Source organism: Bdellovibrio sp. ZAP7, from assembly GCF_006874645.1.
GTDB lineage: Bacteria > Bdellovibrionota > Bdellovibrionia > Bdellovibrionales > Bdellovibrionaceae > Bdellovibrio.
The window spans coordinates 2,050,404-2,072,929 of record NZ_CP030082.1; the positions used below are offsets into that span (position 1 = coordinate 2,050,404).

Annotated in this window: 19 protein-coding genes; 11 read left to right on the forward strand and 8 right to left on the reverse strand. The window is 43.7% G+C overall.

What is annotated here, in order from left to right:
• Nucleotides 1-20 precede the first annotated feature (20 nt).
• Nucleotides 21-632 carry a glutathione S-transferase family protein gene (locus tag DOM22_RS09935; RefSeq protein WP_142700200.1) on the forward strand — a complete coding sequence of 204 codons (612 nt, stop codon included), beginning with the start codon at nt 21-23 and terminating at the stop codon, nt 630-632.
• On the opposite strand, the gene ttcA is transcribed toward DOM22_RS09935, so the two are convergent.
• Nucleotides 574-1,398, reverse strand: coding sequence for a tRNA 2-thiocytidine(32) synthetase TtcA (ttcA, locus tag DOM22_RS09940; protein WP_168196622.1), 825 nt, complete (start codon nt 1,396-1,398; stop codon nt 574-576). The genes DOM22_RS09935 and ttcA overlap by 59 nt on opposite strands.
• The gene (locus DOM22_RS09945; RefSeq protein ID WP_142700202.1) at nt 1,379-2,437 is read right to left on the reverse strand and encodes a mechanosensitive ion channel family protein; all 1,059 of its coding nucleotides are present in this window, start codon (nt 2,435-2,437) and stop codon (nt 1,379-1,381) included. Before DOM22_RS09945 ends, ttcA begins: the two co-directional genes overlap by 20 nt.
• Before the next feature lie 114 nt (nt 2,438-2,551).
• On the opposite strand from DOM22_RS09945, the gene DOM22_RS09950 reads away from it, so the two are divergent.
• The 4 genes from DOM22_RS09950 (at nt 2,552) to DOM22_RS09965 (ending at nt 7,641) form a co-directional block, all read left to right on the forward strand.
• Nucleotides 2,552-4,099, forward strand: a complete 1,548-nt coding sequence (locus tag DOM22_RS09950; RefSeq protein ID WP_246845931.1) for a hypothetical protein — start codon at nt 2,552-2,554, stop codon at nt 4,097-4,099.
• A 123-nt stretch (nt 4,100-4,222) separates the two neighbouring features.
• Nucleotides 4,223-4,876: a murein L,D-transpeptidase family protein gene (locus DOM22_RS09955; protein ID WP_142700203.1), complete on the forward strand. Its 654-nt coding sequence runs from the start codon at nt 4,223-4,225 to the stop codon at nt 4,874-4,876.
• A gap of 261 nt (nt 4,877-5,137) precedes the next feature.
• Nucleotides 5,138-7,039 carry a hypothetical protein gene (locus DOM22_RS09960; protein ID WP_142700204.1) on the forward strand — a complete coding sequence of 634 codons (1,902 nt, stop codon included), beginning with the start codon at nt 5,138-5,140 and terminating at the stop codon, nt 7,037-7,039.
• Nucleotides 7,040-7,242: 203 nt separating this feature from the next.
• A complete protein-coding gene (locus DOM22_RS09965; protein WP_246845932.1) occupies nt 7,243-7,641 on the forward strand; it encodes an RDD family protein in 399 nt (132 codons plus the stop codon).
• Here the strand turns inward: DOM22_RS09965 and DOM22_RS09970 are convergent.
• Nucleotides 7,624-8,766 (reverse strand): class I SAM-dependent RNA methyltransferase, encoded by a 1,143-nt coding sequence (locus tag DOM22_RS09970; protein WP_142700206.1) that lies wholly within the window; start codon nt 8,764-8,766, stop codon nt 7,624-7,626. The genes DOM22_RS09965 and DOM22_RS09970 overlap by 18 nt on opposite strands.
• Nucleotides 8,763-9,401 carry a 2'-5' RNA ligase family protein gene (locus DOM22_RS09975; protein ID WP_142700207.1) on the reverse strand — a complete coding sequence of 213 codons (639 nt, stop codon included), beginning with the start codon at nt 9,399-9,401 and terminating at the stop codon, nt 8,763-8,765. Before DOM22_RS09975 ends, DOM22_RS09970 begins: the two co-directional genes overlap by 4 nt.
• Nucleotides 9,402-9,543: 142 nt before the next feature.
• Between DOM22_RS09975 and DOM22_RS09980 the strand changes: the two genes are divergently transcribed.
• Nucleotides 9,544-12,390: a M28 family peptidase gene (locus DOM22_RS09980; protein ID WP_246845933.1), complete on the forward strand. Its 2,847-nt coding sequence runs from the start codon at nt 9,544-9,546 to the stop codon at nt 12,388-12,390.
• A gap of 88 nt (nt 12,391-12,478) precedes the next feature.
• On the opposite strand, the gene DOM22_RS09985 is transcribed toward DOM22_RS09980, so the two are convergent.
• A complete protein-coding gene (locus DOM22_RS09985) occupies nt 12,479-13,180 on the reverse strand; it encodes a hypothetical protein (RefSeq protein ID WP_142700209.1) in 702 nt (233 codons plus the stop codon).
• A gap of 167 nt (nt 13,181-13,347) precedes the next feature.
• On the opposite strand from DOM22_RS09985, the gene DOM22_RS09990 reads away from it, so the two are divergent.
• From DOM22_RS09990 to DOM22_RS10010, 5 genes are read left to right on the forward strand one after another with little or no spacing between them, the layout of a single operon-like run.
• Nucleotides 13,348-13,749: a hypothetical protein gene (locus DOM22_RS09990; protein ID WP_142700210.1), complete on the forward strand. Its 402-nt coding sequence runs from the start codon at nt 13,348-13,350 to the stop codon at nt 13,747-13,749.
• A gap of 44 nt (nt 13,750-13,793) precedes the next feature.
• Nucleotides 13,794-14,651, forward strand: coding sequence for an alpha/beta hydrolase-fold protein (locus tag DOM22_RS09995; protein ID WP_168196623.1), 858 nt, complete (start codon nt 13,794-13,796; stop codon nt 14,649-14,651).
• Complete coding sequence (locus DOM22_RS10000; RefSeq protein ID WP_142700212.1) at nt 14,648-14,965, forward strand: KH domain-containing protein; 318 nt, start codon at nt 14,648-14,650, stop codon at nt 14,963-14,965. The genes DOM22_RS09995 and DOM22_RS10000 overlap by 4 nt, the downstream gene beginning before the upstream one ends.
• Nucleotides 14,966-14,974: 9 nt before the next feature.
• Entirely contained in the window at nt 14,975-15,910 is a 936-nt protein-coding gene (locus DOM22_RS10005) for a hypothetical protein (protein ID WP_142700213.1), read from the forward strand.
• Nucleotides 15,911-15,942: 32 nt separating this feature from the next.
• Nucleotides 15,943-16,704, forward strand: a complete 762-nt coding sequence (locus tag DOM22_RS10010; protein ID WP_142700214.1) for a tetratricopeptide repeat protein — start codon at nt 15,943-15,945, stop codon at nt 16,702-16,704.
• A 3-nt stretch (nt 16,705-16,707) separates the two neighbouring features.
• Here the strand turns inward: DOM22_RS10010 and DOM22_RS10015 are convergent, their stop codons facing one another.
• The 3 genes from DOM22_RS10015 to DOM22_RS10025 all read right to left on the reverse strand — a co-directional run bounded on the left by DOM22_RS10015 (nt 16,708) and on the right by DOM22_RS10025 (nt 22,416).
• Nucleotides 16,708-17,634, reverse strand: a complete 927-nt coding sequence (locus DOM22_RS10015; RefSeq protein ID WP_142700215.1) for a hypothetical protein — start codon at nt 17,632-17,634, stop codon at nt 16,708-16,710.
• A gap of 889 nt (nt 17,635-18,523) precedes the next feature.
• Nucleotides 18,524-20,098 carry a hypothetical protein gene (locus DOM22_RS10020; protein ID WP_142700216.1) on the reverse strand — a complete coding sequence of 525 codons (1,575 nt, stop codon included), beginning with the start codon at nt 20,096-20,098 and terminating at the stop codon, nt 18,524-18,526.
• Nucleotides 20,077-22,416 (reverse strand): hypothetical protein, encoded by a 2,340-nt coding sequence (locus tag DOM22_RS10025; protein ID WP_142700217.1) that lies wholly within the window; start codon nt 22,414-22,416, stop codon nt 20,077-20,079. The genes DOM22_RS10020 and DOM22_RS10025 overlap by 22 nt, the downstream gene beginning before the upstream one ends.
• Nucleotides 22,417-22,526 lie beyond the last annotated feature (110 nt).

The following is a 22,526-nucleotide window of genomic DNA, read 5'->3' on the forward strand; positions in this document are numbered from 1 at the left end:
AAACATCGAGGAGGCGCTGAATGATTGATTTTTACACAGCTCAAACACCCAATGGTCGCAAAGTTTGGATTATGCTGGAGGAGCTGGGTATTCCTTATAAGCTTCACGAAATCGATCTTAAAAAAGGCGAGCAAAAAACTCCCGAGTTTCTAGCGATGAATCCAAATGGCCGTATTCCCGTGATAGTGGATAATTCAGCGATTGATTCAGTGACGGTTTTTGAGAGTGCCGCGATTTTATATTACCTGGCTTCAAAGTACGAAGGTCGTTTCTTTGGTTATGGTTTGGATGAGCGCACACATGTGATGGAATGGATGATGTTTCAGATGTCAGCGGTGGGACCTAATTTTGGAAATTTGAATTATGGACTTCACTCAATGGAGCCGAAAAATCCTGCCTTCATCAAGCGCTTTGAAAAAGAAAGCACTCGCATTGTGGGTGTTTTAGAGACTCAATTGGGAAAAAATGATTATCTGGCCGGGGGCAATTACACGATCGCTGATATTTGCACATACCCGTGGGTGGCTGGAATGATGGACAGACAGCCTCAGATTTTTGCCCAAGCTCCGAAACTTAAAGCTTGGGTTCAGAAGATTTCTGAGCGGCCTGCAGTGAAGAAGGGGATGGCTTAAGGCCTTTAAAATCCCATAATGCCTGGTCAAGCATTTGGCTGGGCTTCACATTCCCCAATGAGTTTTGAATCGTAGAATAAATATTGGGAATTTCTTTTTCCAGATCGCGCACCAATTTTTTCACACGGTTGCGTTTCAAGCCATCCTGAGATCCACACAAATTACATGGAATAACCGGGAAAGCCCAGTCTGCTGCCAAAGACTCGATGTCGCGCTCAGAAACATACGCCAAGGGACGAAGCAAAATATTGCGCCCGTCATCGGAGCGAAGTTTGGGTGGCATCGCTGCAGTTTGGCCCGCATAAAGCATATTTAAAAGTGCGGTGTGAACGATGTCATCACGGTGATGACCCAAAGCCATTTTCGTGAAGCCCAGATTGTGAGCGTAATCATACAAAATTCCGCGACGAAGGCGAGAGCACAAAGAACAGTAAGTCGCCCCCTGTGATTTTTCTTTTACGATCGAGTAAGTGTCTTTTTCGATCACGTGAAGTTTTACGCCCAATGACTCAATCCAGACTTTGAATTTTGTCGCATCAAAGCCAGGCTGTTTTTGATCCAAGATTGCGGCTTCAATTTCAAAACGACGCTCAGATCGTTTTTGGATTTCGGTCAAAAGAGCCAAAAGGATGCTAGAATCCTTACCGCCGGAGACGCAAACCATCAGTTTGTCGCCGTCCTCGATCATATTGAAATCGTTCAATGCCTGAACGATTTGCTTGCGGATTTTAATGGCGAGCGGGTGCTCAAAGTTGACTTGTGACATCAGGAGTATTTTTAGACGAAATTTCGACGACTTGTCGAGCTAATTTCACGCCTGCTGACGTCAGTTCCGCTATACCGCGGGTATAGACCTTATCCCCAATGCTGTATTGGGCGCTATAGTGGTCGATAAAGTAAATTATTTTCAGTTCCACCCAGTTTTCGTTGGCGTCAGACACGTAAGCCCACGGTGCCGGGATGCCACGGACCTCCCCAATGCCAGAAACCACTTTCTCCAGGATTTGTTTGGCGAGTTCAATATTCGACCCATAAGCCAGGCGGAAAATCTGACGACGCAAAATCGGATTGTCAGGCGGGGAGAAATTAGAAATCTGCGCATTCGCCATAAAGCGATTGGAAAACGTAATCACTTCGTCAGAAAAACCAATCAAAGTCGTCGATCTCCAGGAAATTTCTTTCACTTGGCCTGTCGCTTTTTGAATACCGCTGACGATTTCCAACCAGTCACCGATTTCAAAGTTGCGATCCAATTGCAAAGAAATTCCGGCAAAAAGATTTCCCAGCGTATCTTGCAAAGCCAAACCCAGAATTACCGACGCCGCAGCAGATGTTGCCAGCAAAGGTCCCAGTTCTAAACCAAAGATGCGATTGATGCCCCAAAATAAAAGAGCGATGGACATGATTAATGAAAAAATATTTACCAGAAGCAGGGGAACACCATGCTTCATGGAACCTAGGAAAAGGTACTGGAGTACCATGAGACGCGCGGTTTTTACGAAAACCACGTTCGCCCAGATAAACGTCATCACGGCGACGTAAGGCGTGAAACGATTTATACTTCCCAGCTGAGCTTCTGAACTTTGCATGAAAATAAATAAGACAAAAAGAAAACTTAGAATAACGAAGTGACGAAGTAAAATACGGAAATGATTGCGAATACTTTTATGACGTTCATCGCTGACCTCTTTTAAAAAAAACTTATAAAAGAGCCACGCCAGTGCGAGGAGACTTCCAATCAGGATGTAACCTTCCAGTTGAAGAATGTCGTACAGTACATGAATTTTGATGAACTTCTCTGCCATGATTTCTCTGTCCTCGTTAACTATGAGTATAGTGACTAATTTTTAGTCTAGTCGAGCAGAAATATTTTTCGTCGAAGTGTTTGGAAGCTGCGTCGGTGAGCCGATAAGCTTTTCATGAGAAATCTAATATTATCTATGAGTGCATCCGTATTACTCGCAGGCTGTGGCCAGCAGTACTCCGTTGCCGTTGATGGTATGGCATCTCAGACCGTTTCAGACATTGCCTGCAAAAATCAGCAATTGGAAGAAAAGCTTTACGACGGCCTTAAAAGCTATTTAATTGAACAAAAAAACATTCCTTCTGCGACCGAGTTGAAGTCGGCCTTCAAAACTCAAGTCGAGAAGCTTGCACAAGACAATCCACGCATGACCGCTGAACAGCAGTCGCGCATCCAATCTAATTTGGATCAATTGGTTGATTCTCTTCTGGAAGAAGCTCCGCAGGGTGAACGTGTTGAAACTTCCGAGCAATTGCTCGGTTTGCTGTCTGCCATTGATGTCGGCGACCGTTCAACGACGTTCCGTTCTTATATGCAAGACCGTGTGCGCAGCAATTTCAATCAGCTTGCAACAACAGTTAAAGCGATGGATTTAGAGTGTCCACCGACAGGTGACAGTACGCAATCAACAGAGGGCGGCTCTGCGACGACTCCGGTTGAACCAACAACGCCACAAATTGAAGCAAATCCTGATTATGACTATCATAAAAAGCAAGCCGTCGCAGCGGGAGTTCCGCTCGCGGTATTTGGTGAGCGTTGGGCTTTGGCAACTGCCTACCAGTCTTGTAATAGTTTGGAAATTCCCGCCTTGAATGATTCCGTGGCAGATATCAAAGGTATTGCGATCACGGGCAAGCACTCCGATGGCGTGGGTAATAAACGTGTGATCGCAAGTTTGTCACAGGTTCAGGCGACTCATCCTTATCTTAAAGAAGTTTCTTCCTATGGATCGGCTTGCTTTAACGTTCGTCAGAATCCTCTGATTTACGATTACGGCGGTAAGCCCTATGCGACGACATCCAGCACTTCGCCGATTGATCTTTTTAAAAACGGTGGGGACGGTACGAGCGTTCTGGGCATTGACTGCTCAGGTTATGTCTATACTTCAATGGCAACCGCGGGTCTTCGCTTGAAAGAAGGTCGTGCACTGAAAGCTTCCGATTCCTGGGCCTGGGGATCCACTTCTTATGTGGAGCCTCAAAGCAATGGTCTGACTTGTTTAAGTAAAATCACAGTGACTCCTTCCATGAGTTTGAAGGCGGGGGATATCGTCGCGGTTCCAGGTCATGTGATCATTATTGATCGCGTGGGTGCGGATCCATTTGGTATTAGCACAGCGCAAACAGTGAGTGATTGCTCTAAAATCACTTCGGATGTTTTTGACTTTACAGTGGCGCAAAGCTCCCCAAGCAAAGAAGGTGTGGGCATTAACCACTCCATCGCCAAGGATTATCTGCCCACGAGTGAAAAGATGAAGGCAGGTTTGCAAAAGTATGCTTATTACGCTTGTCTTGCGAAATTTAATGCCAAAAACTATACGCCAAGCCTGGGTACGCTTTCAGTTGTACGTCATAAAGGGACTTCGGCTTGTACGGATAAGCGCGTCGTTTTAGCTCGTGAAAGCTGTATTCAATCCTGTTCATCTTCAGCATTTACACAGTAAGAATTTTTGAAAAAAGATCATGACTCATAAGGGCTCCTACGTATGGAGCCCTTTTTAATTATAAAAGAGAAATATGCGTAAGAGTGCTTTGCAGGGAGCGGGGGCTGCGCTATAACCCCGGCCATGAAAACACTCTCTTTAGTCCTATCCGTTTTGATTTCCGCAGGCAGTTTCGCTTTCGCTGACACTCGCTCTTATTGTGATGAGATAGAGCGTTTGGATCAGTTGCAGCACTTAACATCTGATCAATTCAAAAACTTCTTTATTGATGGAACTAAAATTGATCGCATTGTCATTTCCAAAGATCGCAAAAAACTTTATGCGCTTCGTGATGATGTGGTTTTGAAATCTTACGATGTGGCGTTTGGTTCTGTTCCGTACGGACCAAAACAATTCGAGGGCGATCATAAAACTCCAGAAGGCATCTATACGATTGACTCTAAAAACCCAGAAAGCGCTTATTACCTGGGGCTCCATATCGATTATCCAAATAAGGCGGATCGCGCGTTTGCGAAATCCAAAGGTCGTTCTGCTGGTGGCGATATTATGATCCATGGGTTTCCTAATGATGCCGCTAAAAATGCCATGGTCTCAGCGGTTCATCCTTTTTATAACTGGACAACCGGATGCATTGCTTTGACGAACTTGGAAATCCAACAGCTCTACACGATGACTAAAAAAGGAACGAAGGTGGAGATCTGTAAAATGAAAGCACCACCTACTCAACCTGCACCTCCCCCAGAAACCCCTCAGCCACCGGAAGACGTGGAACAGTAGGGACCGAAAAGCCTCCTGACTCATCGGAGGCTTTTTTTATGTCAAAAAAAGTCCAGGACCTCACAGAATTATTAGAAAATCTGAGTAAATCCCTTAACATGATAAATAGTTTATTTAGTGGAATAGCATCGACAAAGGTCTTGCTGTGCGTGGTATCTCGTATCTCAATATGAGACTGCATGGTGGAATCCAAGTTAAGTGCAGGTTCTTGTTAAGTATTTACCGTGATGTACCGAAAAGAACCACAACTATGAGGTCGTTATGAGATTGAAATTGAAGCCGTTTAGTACACTCAAAGCACTCGCTGCCAGCGCATCCGTATTTACGTTTTGCATGGCACCAGTCGCACAGGGCGCAGCAGCGGCCAATCAAAAACAACTGATCAATCAGTTTTTGAAAGACACGAAAATCACAACGAAGAAACAGACTGTCGGTGAATTCTGGGCAGGCGTTCGTCAGGTTTTCCCTAAGAAACCTCAAAGCCAAATGGATCAATGGATGCGCATCAATGGTGATCAACCAATGCCTTCTGTTGAAGCGACGACTTTCAAAGGTGCTGATGGTAAAGAGCAAGTTCGTTTGAACTTTCTTTCTAAAGACGGCAAAACTATGACAATGACTTTCACAGGTGATGAAGAGAGATTTGTAAAAATCAACTCTGTCTACTTGTCTGCGAAAGACTTGCAACGTTACAACAATTTCGACCAAATCGTAGCAAAGCTTGCAAAAGATCCGGCACTTAGAAAATCTCTTGAAGGCCCTGTGGTTGCTGGTATGTCAACTCCAGCGAAAAAGAATCCAGCAAGAAGAATTCTTACTGGTCGTGAGATCGCTAAGCTTAAAACGACGCGCTCTCAAGCTGAATACCTATTGCGTTTAAGAATGGCTTCTGAAGCTGCTGACAAAGTTTTCACTTCTGGCACTGGTAAAAAAGGTGCGATGAATGAAATCCTGAACCAAGATGCGATTCAATATGTTTGGAGCTTGTTGCTTCCAGATGCGAACGCAGCGCAAGGTCCTTGTGTGGCTTCGGGTTGGGTTGCTGAGTACGATAAAAACTCTTGTGCTGCGGCACCAATGGGTCGTGAAGCTTTGAACTCGAGAATTGCGGAATTGCCTTTCTCAGACAAGATCAAGTCCGACATGCAAAGTTGTTCCTCTGCCGGGAATCTTCCTTGTAATCCGATGATCTTTGGCTTTAAGGACAACAACGGAACTCCAATTTGTATCCAGCGTACGGCTGACCGCCGGGCTTTGAACTCAGCAACAAGTCAGTGTAATAAATTGGCGCCAATCGATACCGCATCTGCTAAAGAGAAAATCATTCAATCTATCGTGGCGGCTAAAGGTAAAGAGGCTTCTCTTTGTAAGTTGAGTGGCGAAAAAGAAGTTTCTGAAGACTGTATCAATTCACTTGAGAAGTACACGGATGGCCTAAAAGACCATTACATGAACGCTGCGAACTTCTGTACAGCTAACAAAGTTAAAGATCCAACGGACAGAGCTTCGTGGGTGACTCGTACTGATCTTAAAAAAGATCAGGTTGATGCTTGCGAAAACTTGAAAGATCGTTACTTTGACTTGGTGACTATCCTTGATCCTAAGACAGGTATCGCAGCTCCTCCGCCAGTACCAGCGGATCCGTGCCCGCAGCAAACTGCAGGCACATACCAAGATTCAAACGGTCAGTGCGTGTGTCAGTCGACTCAAAAACCACCAGAAAAAAGCGAAGCCGTTGGTCCGGTTAAATTGACTTGCCCTGCTGCAGTTATTCCAGGAGTTGGCGAGCCAACTGATAAAGCTGCTGAAGAATGTACTGAGTGGAGCTGGTGTAAGAAAAAAGGCTTGTACATCGGTGCAGGTATCGCAACAGCTGCTTTGATCGCTTGGTTGTTGTTGAAGAAAAAGAAAAAAGACAAAAAAGACCCAGTTTACGAAACTCCGGTAACAGTTGAGCCATCTGTTTCTCCAAGCCCAACTGCGACGACGCCAGGAACTGTGATTGAAACTCCAGATCCAGGACCGACGACGCCTTCTTGTGAAGTACCGCCGAACTCAGTGATCAATGGTGTTTGTACTCCTCCGACGGTTGTGATTCCTGATCCTCCACCGTCTGAAGGTGGAACGACAGTGGGTGCGCCGACAAGCGGTGGCGTTCGCTAGAAAAAGCGATGATCAACACAGAAATTAAAAACCCAGAAAATCCACAGCGGGCTCCTCGGAAACGAGAAGCCCCTGTGCCGTTAAGGGGTCCATCAAAGGACCTTTTTAATTCGCGTAAAGGGATTGATTTCTCGGTGGGCACTGGATTTCAAGGGGGCCCATCACGAAAACGCAAAGGTTATCGCCTGGCTTTGTGGTCTTTAATGGCATCAGTCATTGATGGCCTGGTTCTGATCGCGATCAGCTGTGCATTCTTGGTTTTGTTTTCACTCTTGATGAAAACTAATGCCAGCGTCGTGATTAAAAACTATTTCCATACTGAATCGCAAATTATGTTACTGGTCGAAATCTATGCGGTGAGTGCGTGGGTGTATTTGATTGCAACCCGGGTGCTGACGGGTTCTAGCATTGGTGAATGGGCTTGTAATATCCGATTGGGGCAACCCCATGAACGCTTGGAAACTCGTTATGTCTTGCGCGTATTAGCGCGCTCTACGCTGATCGTAGTGACTGGCGTTGTCACTCTGCCAGCATTGTCTTTGATTTTGGGTGGAGATTTGACCGGCAAGCTTTGCGGTCTTCGTTTATTTTCTTTGAAGTAAGCCTAAAACTTCATAGTGAGTTGTTTGCGGGAACTGATCCAGTATCGCAAGCTCTTTGATTTGATATCCAAATGACTGAAGACGTTGCATGTCTTTCGCCATCGACTCTGGAAAGCACGACATATAAATGAAAAATGGCGGTCTTTGCTCCTGATTCAGTTTTTCCAACGGATTTAAGAATCCCATCAGACCTGAGCGGGGTGGGTTTGCCAAAACTCCATCGAACTGACTAAAATCCTGCAGAATTTTCTTTTGAAAATCTCCCCGGTAAATTGTTAATTTCTGACTGTGGGATTTTAATTCGGAAGGTAACATAAGAACTGTTTTTTCAAGCCCTTCCAAAGAAAGTGCGTCGATCTCGCAGGCCAAAACAGATTTTGCTGTCGTCAGTGCTGGTAAAGTTAAATTACCAATTCCAGAACCGAATTCAATAATACGTGCCTGAGGGAATTGATTCACCCAAGAGGAGATTTTATCTGCAATCAGTTTATTTGCCTTAAGGCTTGGCTGTGTAAAGCTCGCAACATGGCAGTAAAGTTTCACAGCCAGATCGCCCATCCATGTTGTGAACCAAACATTCAGCTCGGGATCCTTTAGTTTGAATTCTTGTCCATTCCATACGGGGATTTTGCGGCGTTGACCAATCTCAACGAAGGCTTGTTCCTGAAGATTTTTAAGAGTGGATTGTTCGTCCAAAAGGGCTTTGATGTCGACATTCGCGAAATCAAGCCAAACCCCACGTTGACCTTCAGTTCCCACGCGCAAACGGATGGAGCCTTTGCTGAAAGGCCATTTGATTTTTCTGAATTCTGTATACCAAGTCTGAAGTTCTGAAGAAAGTTGTGCGCAAATTTCAATATCCACGATCTCGCGAGAATTTTTACCATAAAGACCCAAGCGACCGTCCTGCAGACTGAAATCCAAGCGGTCCCGTAGATATCCTGTTCCGGCACTTAAGAATTCGATTCTTTCAGGAACAAGTAAGTCGTGACTTTGTAAAAGTCCACGCAGCTCAGCCGTTTTGCTTTGAACTTGCTTGCTATAGGGTTGATCCAGCAGCTGGCAACCAGAGCAGGTATCTTTGTAAGGGCATGGAATAAGAGTTTGTGAGTCAGTTACAGTCATTTAGAACGGGGCACAGGCTCCAATTTGTATATGCAGCTGGCAGCGTCTTTTTTCACGCCATCTTCATAGTGTAGATCGCGTTCAGTATAACCCAGAGTCACGTGGGGGAAAAACAATTCCGGATTAAATTCACCAGATTTCCCACCCTTTTTGATATACAACGCCTCAATGGCCTGACGAACCTTAAACAGAGTTTCCGATTCCACCACGATGAAATACGTGCTTTCCTCTTTTCCTTGGATATTTAAGGCGCCTTTTCCCAGGCACAGCGGATGATAGGCACTTTTTTGCAGGTTCATTTGCTCTGCCACCTGATGAATGTCCTTCATTTTCAAATGACGGCTTAAAACTTTATCAAACTCGACGGGTGAGATCACCGTGATGTGAGCCTCGCCGCGGTTTTTTAAGGGCGATTTCAAAATTTCTTCGACTTGCTTCAACAGAGGTTGATAGCCTTTGTATTCCAAATTCATTGCCAGGTAATTTTTAAAAGCACCACTGCCTTCATGAGCCACAAAGGGCGCTGGAGAGTAGATTTCGTCCGTGTATTTGATTTCAGGAAGTTTTGTTTCCGGTGGCGCAGTTACACAAGAGCTTAGCACTAGCATAATGAAAACCCATTGAATTGCGCGCATAAGCATCCTCCCAAGATAATTGACATAATTCCCCATGTACTTCTAGCCTACACAGACTATGAATAAAGTGAAAGCGCTTCTTATAAATCTTCTGTGTCTGATGGTCTTCGCGGGTGTAATTTCCTCCTGCCAAAGCAAAGAAATGAAAGCAAACGTTCCCGAGTCTCATGGTGGAGCGGTCGCGGGTTCATTTGTAAACTCCCCGAACAATTTGTTGAGCGAAACACGTCAGTTAACCTTTGTCGGTCCTAAATCGGGCGAAGGATATTTCAGTCCTGACGGCCGTTATATGATCTTTCAAAGCGAAAGAGAGCCAGGCAATCCCTTCTATCAAATGTACGTGATGGATCTTAAAAATGGCGAAACACGCCGTGTGTCTCCTGGATTGGGTAAAACCACTTGTGGATGGATTCATCCATCCATGAAAAAAGTGATGTTCTCCTCCACGCATTCGGATCCTGATGCGAAAAAGAAAATGGCGGAAGAGGTCGAGAATCGCAAGAAAGCGGTGAAGGCTAAGTACTCCTGGAGTTTTGATGAAAACTACGACATTTGGACCTCGAATTTGGATGGCAAAAATCTAAAAAGGCTGACGAAAGAAAAAGGCTACGACGCGGAGGGGGCCTATTCTCCAGATGGTAAATTCATTGTCTTTGCTTCAAACCGTGCGGGTTTCACAGAAAAGCTTTCAGCGGATGATCAAAAGCTGTTTGAGCAGGACCCTTCCTACATGATGGATATTTATATCATGAAGGCTGATGGTACGGGCGTGAAACGTCTGACAGATTCCAAAGGATATGATGGAGGTCCGTTCTTTAGCGCTGATGGCAAAAAAATCACATGGCGTCGTTTCAATGCGGCGGGTACCACTGCCGAGATCTACACCATGAATGTTGATGGTTCCGATCAAAAGCCTGTCACTCATATGAAGGCGATGTCCTGGGCGCCCTTCTTTCACCCCTCAGGTGATTACATTGTCTTTGGGTCCAGTGCTCTTGGGTTTGCTAATTTTGAACTTTTCATCGTTGATGCTGCAGGAAAATCTGAACCTGTGCGTGTGACATTTGCGGATGATTTCGATGGTCTTCCTGTGTTCACTCCCGATGGCAAGCATCTGTCCTGGACTCATCGTAATCAAAAAGGGGATTCCCAGATCGTGATGGCGAAATGGGATGATGCTCAGGCGCGACGTCTTTTAAAACTTCCTTCTCTGGACCCCAGCAAGGCTTCTTTGTCTGTTGATATCAATATGGATGATCTGAAAACTTGGATCGCTTATTTAACACAAAATGAATTCGCAGGACGCAGTACGGGTGGCACTCAGGAGAAGGTTTATACTGACAAAATTGCTGAAGCCTTTAAGGCCTGGGGTTTGAAACCTGCAGGAGTTCATGGGACTTACTTCCAATCCTTCGAATTTACTTCAGGCGTGAGTCTGGGAGATAAGAACTTACTTGAACTCATTGGTAAAGGTCAGACATCTTACAAGCTTTCTCAAGATTACGAGCCCCTGTCGTTCTCTAAAACAGGACCTGTCAGTGGGGCTCCGATTGTCTTTGTCGGGTACGGAATTAAAGCGCCGGCTTCAGATAAAGAAGCGGCCTACGACTCCTATAAAGGTCTCGATGTTAAAAACAAATGGGTTATGGTGCTTGCGGATTTACCAGCAAATATTCCATCGACTCGTCGCCAGTATTTGAATCTGTATTCCAGAATGCAACATAAGGTGACGGTTGCGAAAAATGAAGGTGCCATCGGTTTGATCGCGGTTCATGGGCCTTTAAGTGATTTGAAAGATCAGTTCGGGAAAATCAAATTTGAAGGCTCTCTGTCAGAGTCCAGCATTGCAGTGATTCGACTTTCAACAGCCGCGGCATCCACCATAGTTCAAGATGCTGGGAAGGATTTGAAATCTGAACAAGCTCTTTTGGACAAGGGTGAGGTTCAACCAGGATTTGCAATTCCTTCCAAGTACTTAAAAGGCAATATTGATCTGCAATTTCAAAAGTCCAAAGGCACGAACGTGATCGCGGAGCTTCCTGTGAAAGGTGCGATGACTTCGGTTTTGATTGGAGCCCACGGAGATCATTTGGGTCTAGGTATGGCGGGTAGTTCCCTCGCTAAAAAAGAAGAAGCGGGTCTGCCTCATGGAGGAGCTGATGACAATGCTTCAGGAGTCGCCGGCGTTTTGGAGCTGGCTCATTCCTATGCTCAACTGCAAAAGTCTTCCCCAGGAAAGCTTAAGAAGAACTTGATGTTTGCTGTTTGGTCCGGCGAAGAGCTTGGTAATTTAGGTTCTACTCATTTCACTAAAACTCTTCAGGGTAAAAAAATTGAAGCTTATCTGAATATGGATATGGTGGGGCGCCTGCGTGATCGCTTGTTTGTTCAAGGTTTGGGCTCTGGAGATACTTGGAGTGCCATGGCTGAACGTGTGGAGGCTCAAACGCATTTACCATTGGTGATACAGGATGACCCCTATTTGCCGACCGATTCATTGGCATTGTACATGGCAGGCATTCCGACAGCTCATTTCTTTACGGGGGCGCATTCTGAATACCACACACCAAGAGACACCATGGATCTGATTAACTTTGAAGGTCTAGTTAAAGTATTAGGTGTAGTTAAAGGCTTTAGTGATCAGATTGTTATGACTTCTAAGCCAAGTGTTAAATACGTGAAGGTCGCAAGCTCGCAAAACAACATGGAAGGTCGCAGTTTCCGCGTCTATGTGGGAACAATCCCGGACTATACACAAGAAGGTACGAAAGGCGTTTTGCTTTCAGGAGTTTCCAAAGACAGTCCAGCTGAAAAAGCCGGTTTGCTTGAAAAGGATGTCTTGATCGAGTTCGATAACACCAAAATCGACAATATCTATGACTACGTTTATGCGCTTCAAGCGGTGAAACCTAACAAAGAAACGAACTTGAAAGTTCTAAGACAGGGCAAAGTCGTGGAATTAAAAGTCACACCGAAACTCAAAGAGTAAAAGCACTCCCCCCAAAGGGACTTTTTAACAGCGGGGAGTCCAGGAAAAACAAAAGGGGAGTGTGTAACTCCCCTTTTTTATTAGATTCCTACAAAGTCGGAAATTTTAATTTTGAACACTTCTTTTTCAGAAAGCTTGCCAGGTTTTTATCAGAGAACTTCACGTAAGGGTCACCATCTTCGCGGTAACTAAAGATATCTCCCACAGTGAGTTCACAAGTTTTGCCCACTTCATCCGTGAACTTAACTTTGCCGCGAGGGTTGCTGGTTGGCGCTGAACCCATTTTAAATCCGGCATCCAGGATCAGGCCTTTGTAGTTTTTGATTTCCACGCCACCGGCATTGCCCTTGGCAATTTCAGGTGCGACATAGACCTCAGCCTTGCTTTGACCTTTTAACTGGGCAGAATCGAAATCAAAATAATATTCGTCTCCAGTCGTAGAGACGACCTTAAGAACACGTTGCTCCTGGTCCCAAGTAAATGATGGATACTTGAAACGACGTGGGAATGTGTAGAATTCGCGAGCTCCCGTAGTTTCTGAAACTGGACCAGCACCAAAAGAGTTAAAAACCATCAGGTTGCCATCAGCTGCGAAAACGTATCCGCGATAGAACATGGAATCCTTCTTGTAATCACTAACGGATACAAAACAATCTCCGTTCCCTGTGGGGCGCATTTGCACTTGAATGCTGCCACCGCGCTCGACGCGATCTTGGCATGTGGAATTGTCCAAGGCTTGAGTGGAAGCAAAGCTTGGCAGAGCCATGAACAAAGAAATCAAAAGTTGCATAAAAACCTCACTGAGTTATTTCAGGAGAACTCATCGAATTGCCACTGTCAGCAAGGGACACGGAGCGGCGAAATAAATCTTCAACAAAACTTTAACCATTTCTGGACTCGATGATTCTTAACCTTTTGTGTTCTTATAAGAGTCTCCTTATCGAGAGGGATTTGTCTATGTCTTCTACTTTTTCCGACGAATTTAGAAAGTATCAAAAACAGGAGCGCCGCCTGACAGCTGCGATCGTCTTGGTGTCTGTATTGGCGCCGGTTTCTTTTACTTTGTTGTTGGAAAGAAAGTTTCATTGGACCGTTTGTGGAACGACAGCTCTTTTGTTTTTGGTGGCAGCGGTGGCTTTGCACGTTTACCGTGCGCAGGTGTCTCAAAAACTTTTAAAGAAGTATGAAAATCTTGAAGTAGGTTCGGTGTTGGCGAAAAAGATTTCTCCAAAAGCCCCAAGTCGTTTTGTGATCACTAACACTGGCTACAATCACTTCTATCTAAAATGCCTGAATACGGGCGAGCAAGTTCTCGTGTCTAAACACAGAGTTCGCGAAGATTTCGATATTGCAAATTGATTTCAACATTCTCATGACGGAGCCTATTTCAAATGGAGGCTCCAGTGCGAAGACTTGCGTTTATTTCAGCGCTCTTCACTTTGCTATATCTAAAGATATCTGTCGCTGGTGTCTTAGATTATAGCTGCTCTTCGAAAACTCTGAATGGCGTCAATTTCAAATATTGTATCAATCAAGTTGATCGCACTCGCAATCACGACATCGTCTATTTCTTTCACGGCATCTCTGCCAACGCCGAATCCTGGTTTAATAAAGGCGACACGCGATCCATATCCAAACGCTGGTTACTAAAGGGTTATGAACCGACAGTCATCACAATCTCTTTCGGTCCGGCTTGGATGCTGGTGGATAATGCCAAAGCCAGAACTCTGCCTCTTTTTAAAGATCACATTCTGCCATTCTTAGAAAATGAAGTGGGTGGTTTGGGGCAAGGTCGACGGATGTTGATTGGGCAATCTATGGGGGGCTTTAACGCGGCTGAAGCGACGTTAAGAATGCCTGGATATTTTTCGAAGGCACTTCTTTTGTGTCCCGCTTTATCGGTCATTGGCCCTTATTCAAGCAGCCAGGATATCGCAGACTACAAGCAGCGAACGCGGGCTGAAAGCTTCCTGGTGGATTCTCTTATCGATATTTCAAAAAACTTTATTGTCGATGCTGCGGATTGGGATCACCACGATCCCTTGAAATTACCGGTGTCCTATCCTCAAGGGGTTTTGAAGCCAGTGTATTATGTATCAACGGGTCGGGGAGACAATTTCGGCTTCCAAGAGGGCTCTCAATTATTCGTTAACATCACAAATAAATATAGCTTCCAGGCACAGTGGGCACCCGTTTATGGATATCACTGCAGTTTCAATCGTCAGGGAGCCGCTGATTTTATTAGAGGAGTTTCGAAATGAACGATATGGAATCATATAAAGGTTTTAAAGAAGAAAATCGCATCAAAGGTGATGACATAAATGCTGATGAATACCGCGAGGAAATCCGGCAACTGATCGAAAAAGTGGTTCGCTTCTTAGTGGACCAGCCTGAAACAGTCACGGTCACGACTTATGTGGGACCAAAGACGACGGTTTACCGTGTGAATTGTGCGAAAGACAATTTAGGTCAAGTTATCGGAGCTCAAGGAAAAACCATCATGGGATTGCGGGCCGTTGTACATGCCATGACAGCACGAAATGGAATCCGTTCTATTGTGGAGATTCCGGTATAGGCGGCAAGAGTGACCAGAAATTCTTTGATCATTTTAGTGGTGGTCTTGGTGATCGGCTTTGGAGTCTGGTTTACCAAGTTTGGCCAAGAACTAAAAAGAACACAGGAAATCGTCAATGAAAAGAACGACGACACCCAACGCCTTTTACGTCGTCGTACCGCAGCCGTAACGGAACAGCCCACCGTCGATAATTCCCTTCGTAAAACTCAGCTGCAAAAAGAGATTCAGGATCTTTCCACGCAGCTGTATCAGGAAAATCAGAAACTCGATACGCAGCGCAAATATCTGGATGATCTCAGGAATAAAACCAATCCTGATCGCGTTGAAGTGAACTATCGCAATCAAATCAGCACGGCCAATCAAGAGATCCAGACTTTGTCAGATACTCTTCGCGGAGATCAATTTAATGAAGCGGAAATTCAGCGCGAGGTCCAGCGCATTTCGACCGAAACTAATACGGCCGCTCGATTTTACACCGAGCAAATGGACAAAAACATCAAGGATCAAGAGGCCATAATTCGCAGAACTCAAGAGGATCTTGAGTATTGGATGGGCAATTTGAACTACATGACTTTGCGGGATCAAAACGTCAGCATTTTACAACAACAGCTGGCGGCCCAAAACCAACAATTGCAGGATATGAAAGTCCAAAGACTGCAAATTTCCGCACAAGCTTTGGAACAAACTCAGAATGTGCAAGCTCAAGCCCGGCAAATTGCCTCTGAAAATGCAGCGGCCCGGGCTGATGTGCAGGATCAAATAGATTCGTTGCGTGAACAGATTCAAAGATTGGAATACGCTTATCGACAAACTCGCTATGGGCAAATGTCTGCACAATCTCAAGTCAATCAGGCTGAACGAAACCTACAGGGCCAGCAGGAAGTAATCCGTTCCGTTCAAGAGCTCTTGCGGGAAAAACAAGGTGAATTTAATCAGCTTCAGTAGACCTTGAACTAAAACTGGTTCATCATAAACCCATGAAAAACAGAAAAACCGCCATCATTCTTTTTGTGATTTTAGTCATCGTGATTGTTCTAGCCGTGATTTTCTTCCCGAAAAAAACGGGTAATGAGGCCGGGGAGTCGGTCGCAACAGTTGATTCGACTCAGCCCCCTGTTATTCCGGAAAACAGAATCACCCGTGTTCAGCTTCCTCAAGGCACAGATCAAGTGATCTATCACGATGAGGCTCAACCCGAAAAACCGGTGATTACTTTGAACACAGGTAATTTTGAAAGCTTTGTTCTAAAGTGCTTTCAAGGCGAAAATTGTGTTTTGGGCGATGACCCCATGAAAATGTACCAGGACTTTAAGGCGGCCGGAAATAACCGGGCAATTGATAGTTTGATTTCATTTTTACGTTCTAAATTAAGAAAACCTGAATTCAAAGATCAGTACAAAGACATCGTAAAAAAAATGATCGAAGATTTTTATCCACCGGAAGAAAAACAATTTCAGGAAGCCGCTTATTACAATTACCTGGGTGATTTAAATAAGTCTTTGGAATTGTATTTGGATCTCAAAGAAAAAGCGAAAACAAATCCCAAACTTCATGATGTTCCGAATTTGAATATCGCTAACACTTATTACGACTTAAAAAGATACTCTGATGCTCAACCTTACTATGAGGCAGCCTTACTGGACTATACTTCTGGAAAGTTCAAATCAACTCCAGACCCAACTCCATTTGTGGAAGAGCGTATTTCTGAAATCAAAGCACGACTTTATCACACTCAATAGTATTTATTTAAAAGGCAAGATGTCCTGGCGCAAAGTCTCTTGTAGCAACGGTCGTAAGGTTTCCATGGATTTAATCCCTGTGAAAACAACCTCGAATTCAAGATCGACTTTGCCGTGCCATAATTCATTGTGAGAAACCATATCGTAAGTATTGATTTCAACATCACCACGGCGATAGGCATTCAGAAGCTGTTCCTTGGAAAAAGGAATCAAGTATGGTTCCTGCTTTTGAAACTTAAAATAGTTAACCGCGAAGTGAGTTCTGGCGCCGAAAGGGTCTGTTTTAATGGGTTTTCCATCCACCCATTGCTCGCGTTCAGTTTGATTCATAACTCTGGAAAGATTAATTTGATCGGGTAGACTGGAAATAAAAATCTCACCTTGGTCTGCCGTTTTAATCGTACCATTTTCGTCAACATAAGAAGCTTTAAATCTTCGCACTACGGGATCATTGGAAATACCATCACGGAATTGAAAAGATCTATCCACAAAAGCGGCATAGCCATTAGAACGAATTTGTTCAAACTCGATATCGCCATCGTGTTTGTTAATGAGTTTAACGATAAAAAGACCATAACCATCGACCAAATTGCCAGGCATTAATTTAACGTCGGCAACGGTGAAATCAGTCATGTGAACTTTGTTGTAAGCGCGGCCTTTTTCAATAGTTCGGGAATTTTCATGGAGAACGGCCTCGGCCAATTTTGCAATTTGCGCTTTAATCTGATTGTTCTGAGCAGAGTTTTCGACAAGATTTTTACTGACTATACGTTTATAAAACACGCGTGGAACGACCAAAAGTTCCTCTGCAAAGACGTATTCGCAGCTATGGGCGCCATGGGCATGAAACGGCAATACAGCTGTAAATAGAATGAACAGCCATAGCGAAGCCTTAAGGTTTAAACCAGCACATATGCGTCGAATACTCATGGATTTTAAATATTGCAAGCAAAGGACCAGACTGAAAAAGTCAGCTGTCGACTCGTTATTTTAAACAAATACATCATGTTAAAGTAGTTAAGTTTTGACGTTAAACAGGGTCTGGAAAGAGACCCACAAAAGCTTCTGATAAGTTATATTATGTAACGGTGTATATGTATCTGATTTGATTAGAGGGCTTCTTTAAGGTTTAAATCGTATATATTTGATCTGATATTTAGTGGGATTTGTATCCATTTCAGCGATCAGATCCATTGAAACTCCCCATTCCTGGCTGATTTAATGAATCGATCTTCGCTGATTATTTAAGCCTATATTTTTGCTGTTTAAACTCAATCTTTGAATGCTTTTAAACCTTGAAACTCGACCTAAATTCAACGTCTCTGAATTCATCGTTTAAAAGCCCTCCTTTAAACATACCTTTTTATGGGTCTATTGATATGCCTGGATTCGTGATCTTTTAATTAAAGCCAAATAGGCATCAAAAACCTTACTTATTTGATGATCCTTTTAAATGTTTTAAAACGAATCATTTTAAAGCCACCAATTAGGTAGATATTTCGATGTAAATGCGTCGGATTTTAATTCGATGAGATTTTGGTTCGAAATCGATATATTTAAAAACCTAGTTTCAATGATGAATTCGAATCCAAACTGATTGTTGAAATATAAAATTTGATTTCAAACATTCAAATCAAACTTCAAAGAACAAATTTTTACGCGGAATAATCTCGAACCATTTCTTTAATTTATACGATTGGAATTAAGGATAAAATAACTAGCAAATTCAGTAGGATTAAACGTGAAATCAGAGTTCAGATTTAACACCTGGACCCTGCGTGAAAACTATCTTTAAGAAGATATCATTATGTTTCAATGGTTATCTGAAAATACGTGAACACAATGGCGCAGATATCGGATTATTCGGCAGGAATTTTTCCATAAAGCCGTATCCATCGCGTTTAAAATAGAATTTAAACACAGATTTCTTAGCCGCGCGATCAGTCCAAATGGTCACCTTAGTATTTGTCTTTTCTGCGACCGTTTCTAAAAAGGCATCCATCGTGTCATTGTTGGTTTGTCCTGTAAAAGGACCTTCTTTATAAGCGACAACTTCATCAGGAAAGATAACTAATGGCGCCAGCAATTCGATTTCCCCAGGATATTCCGACATGATGTTTGGAAATAAACGACGACTGTCAATTCTTACGGCCAAAGTCCCGCCGTTAGGAATGTGTTTCATCTTGCCTTTATCATCGAGAATCTTTTTTCTGCCCACGAACTTTGTAGCCACCCAAGGATCATAGGTAAACGACAAGAAACTTGAACTTCTTGGTTCATGCGCATGGTTCGTCATTTGATCTGATATTCCAACGACGGCCGCACCCGATTTGTACTTTTCAATAGCGATATCGCCATTCTGCAAGCGATTTACTGAAAGAGATCTTAAACGTCTGGTATAGCTGCCTTGATTCTTGGTTAAAACCGTCGACATAAAAGCCACGCGACTTTCACCATCAGGCATGTTTACACGTTGAATTTTATCAGTCGCATAATCAACACCGCGAAATGCCACCGTGGATTTTGTTAAATCAGGATGACGAATAGCTTCAAGCCACAAGTTCCAAGCGCTGGATTCTGATGGAGACATCGAAGCCCAAGGTAAGAAATCAGAAATCATTTGTGCAACAGCCTGGCGATCATTTTTTAAAATCAAATCATTCAGTTTGTCCGCCTGGGATTCCCATTGATCCAAAGTCTTGGTTTCAGATCTCCAGGTATCCGTTGATTTTTTCTGTAAGCGTTCCGATTTTAAAGCCAGTAGATCTGATTCTTGAGTTTGTTTTGTGGAATCCTGAATCAAGCTTGGTAAAAGCCTTTGAATTCGACCCGATGTCTTAGTGATTTGCTCCAAAAACTCGGCAGTAGGTTGTGCATAAGATGATTTTAACAAATCGTTTTCAATATGAGCCAGACGGGCACGAGCTGCCAGACTCCCCTTTTCACTATTAAACTGTAATTCAGCCCAGGTATGTGGCGAATCAAATATCAATTTATCAAACTCACGGTCCGCGACACGAATATCCGCACCTAAATCAAAATGAGTCAGACGCGTGAATACCAAAAGGTTTTTAAATAGCAATTCAGGCTTTTTTTCGACCGTTTCGTCGTACTGCAGGCGTATAGTTATGCCATCAGAACCATAACTAGAAACGATTCGGCTATGGTTTTCATTATCGATCAAAGGAACTTTTTCGATGGCTGTGACAGCGGATTCGCGAAGTTCCAGTTGATTTTCATAAATGCCACCGCCATGTTTTCGGCTCATATTATCGCCAATTAAGAATGCTAGCTTACGAATACTTTCATCAAACGACAGCTCCTGCGGAGTACCCGCAAAAGCGAAATTATGTATCAAAAGAATCGCAAGGACTACATAAACACGGATGAACATCTTGGTGCTCCCATAGATCCAGCAAGTTCTTTCAAACGATAATTACCAGAGATATCTATCTCTAAGCCAAAGCCAGACTTGGTTAGAGCATCACGATACACTTCAAAGAGAACATCTGAACTTAAAGTCCAAACCGAACGGCCTACAGAAGCCGCGGGATCTTTTGCATCAACCACACGAATATCAAAGTATTTCTTCATAAAATCTAAGCTGGTGGGATTGATGTAAGCTTTAAACTGGTCCGCGCTCATTCCATCAGGAGCAATCACATAAACTGTCGATTTCACTTTGGGATTGAAAGTACCCTTCATGATGTCTTCGCTGGAAACTTTCAAAGACTGTCCACGAGGCAAAGCTTGCTGCGTATTTGTCAGTAAACTTCCCAGACTCTTCATCGAGAAGTCAAAATCCGCTCGTTTGAAGTTTGGTTGCTTCATAATAACAGACAAATCTGATTCCGCCGTGTATCCAGCACGCATTGCGGTTTGTGCCATTTGGAATACCGAGATTGCATCACGGCTTGGACTTAGCTCTGTGAGCTTGCGGAACAAAGCCTTGAATCGTGCATTTTGTGGAATCGGTTCATAGTTAGAAATAGGCGCACGAATTCCGTTTTGAATGAATAGGTTTTCTAAAAGCTTCAATTGATTGCGCTTACGTCGTGAAGACGACTGGGCTGCATGAGCCAAAGTCTCATTCTCAGATCCTACAACGTCTGAAATTAAAAAGTAGGTTTCAAGTTTTGTTTGTGCACCCATGATCTCGCGCAAATAACCTGTTTCAACTTCAACGATATCGAATCCAGCAGCCGTCTTTTTGAGCCACGCGTCTGTTTCTTCAAAAGGTGTGTGAACTTGCCCCACAACAGCCACGCGGTCTTGGGGTGTTGGCGCAAGATGACCTTGAGTAAAAGCTAGTTTTTTTCCGGAATGAGTTTGCACGACTCCACCACGGATGACATCCCCGACTTTAATACCTTTATTGGCCATAGCGCCGGCCGTACCAATATAGACGATGTCCTTATGACCTGTGTCTTTCAAAGCATGAGCGATCGGAACGATTTCATCTCCCCAGACCGCAGAAAACACACGCCAACGTTTAATCTGACCATTTGAATCTTCTAATAAATAGTCACTGAACTCGTGGCTGGCTTGTTCTGACGTAAACTGAGCATACGAACGTGAAATACTATCGCCGTATTTTTCATAAACGTTTTCAATTTTTATACTGCTGTTGTTGATAGCATCTAATTGAAACGAAGATTCCTTCATCGCTCGCTGAGCCATGCCATTAAACTTAGATACTTGTGATGGCTTATCAACTCCCATCGTTTTAAGCAGCTCCGAGGACTGCGTTTTGACGATATCTAGCATACCAGCATCTCTGATAGCCGTTTCAAACGCGCCTTTTTGACCAATCAAAACCTTATCTGCAACCGGCAGATTCTTGAAAATGTCTTTTAAGATGGTCGTCTGTTTTTCATGAAAACGATCCGCATCGCCATAGATTGAAACCTGGCCTTTTTTTGAAGCAAATGTTTTGCCATCAAACTTAAGTGCCTTGATTTGATCCACAAAGTGCAAAATACGATCAGCACCGGAGATCAGATTCACCATATAAAAGTGCTTTTGAGTCTTGGGATTAAACGCCAGATAAATCTTATTATAGTTTCTGGCCATGGGTTTGATTTCTTTTACGATTTCAAAGCCATTTCTTTCCACGGTTTCAGTGAAGTCGCGTTGATCACCAATAGTGAATGAAATATTACGCTCGTTAATGATCGCATCCCAAACGAAAGCACGAGTTGTTTTTTCAGAAATGTATCTTTCAACGTCCATCAGGTATTTTGATTCAAGACGTTCTTCTGGAGTGTCATTCAGTGGAGCGTCCGCAAAATCCAAAGCCAATGGTTTTATACCTTTGATCCCTTTTGGAGAGTCAGCAACGAACTTCGTCGCAAGTTTGTTTTTAAAGAAATTATAATCCCATTTAAAATCAGCCGCGGTGGCTTTCACCTCTGGAGCTTTCTTATTCACGATAGATAAAATCAAGCCATCCCAATGAGCTGGAGTATTTAAAATCGTCGCATCTGACGTCGCCTTATAGATGTCTTCAGGAGTGATTGAATAAAGAGTTTTCACCAAGCTTGGATCGCGCTTATTACTTAAAAAATCAGCTAGGTTTAAGATGTAGAACTGAAGGCGATCTACAGCGAGCAATCTATCCACGGATTCAACGACGGCAGCATCTCTCGATGAATCTGCAAAGGCCTGAACCCCCATATTGAATATAAATAGCAATACGAATAAAAAGCGCACACGACACCTCAACGTGTTCCAGGTGCAAAACGGGTGCGCAGTTAACTATTTGATTTCATGTAATTTACAAGGGGAATAGAGAGTTCCCCGCGTGGATTGTCATCTAAGCG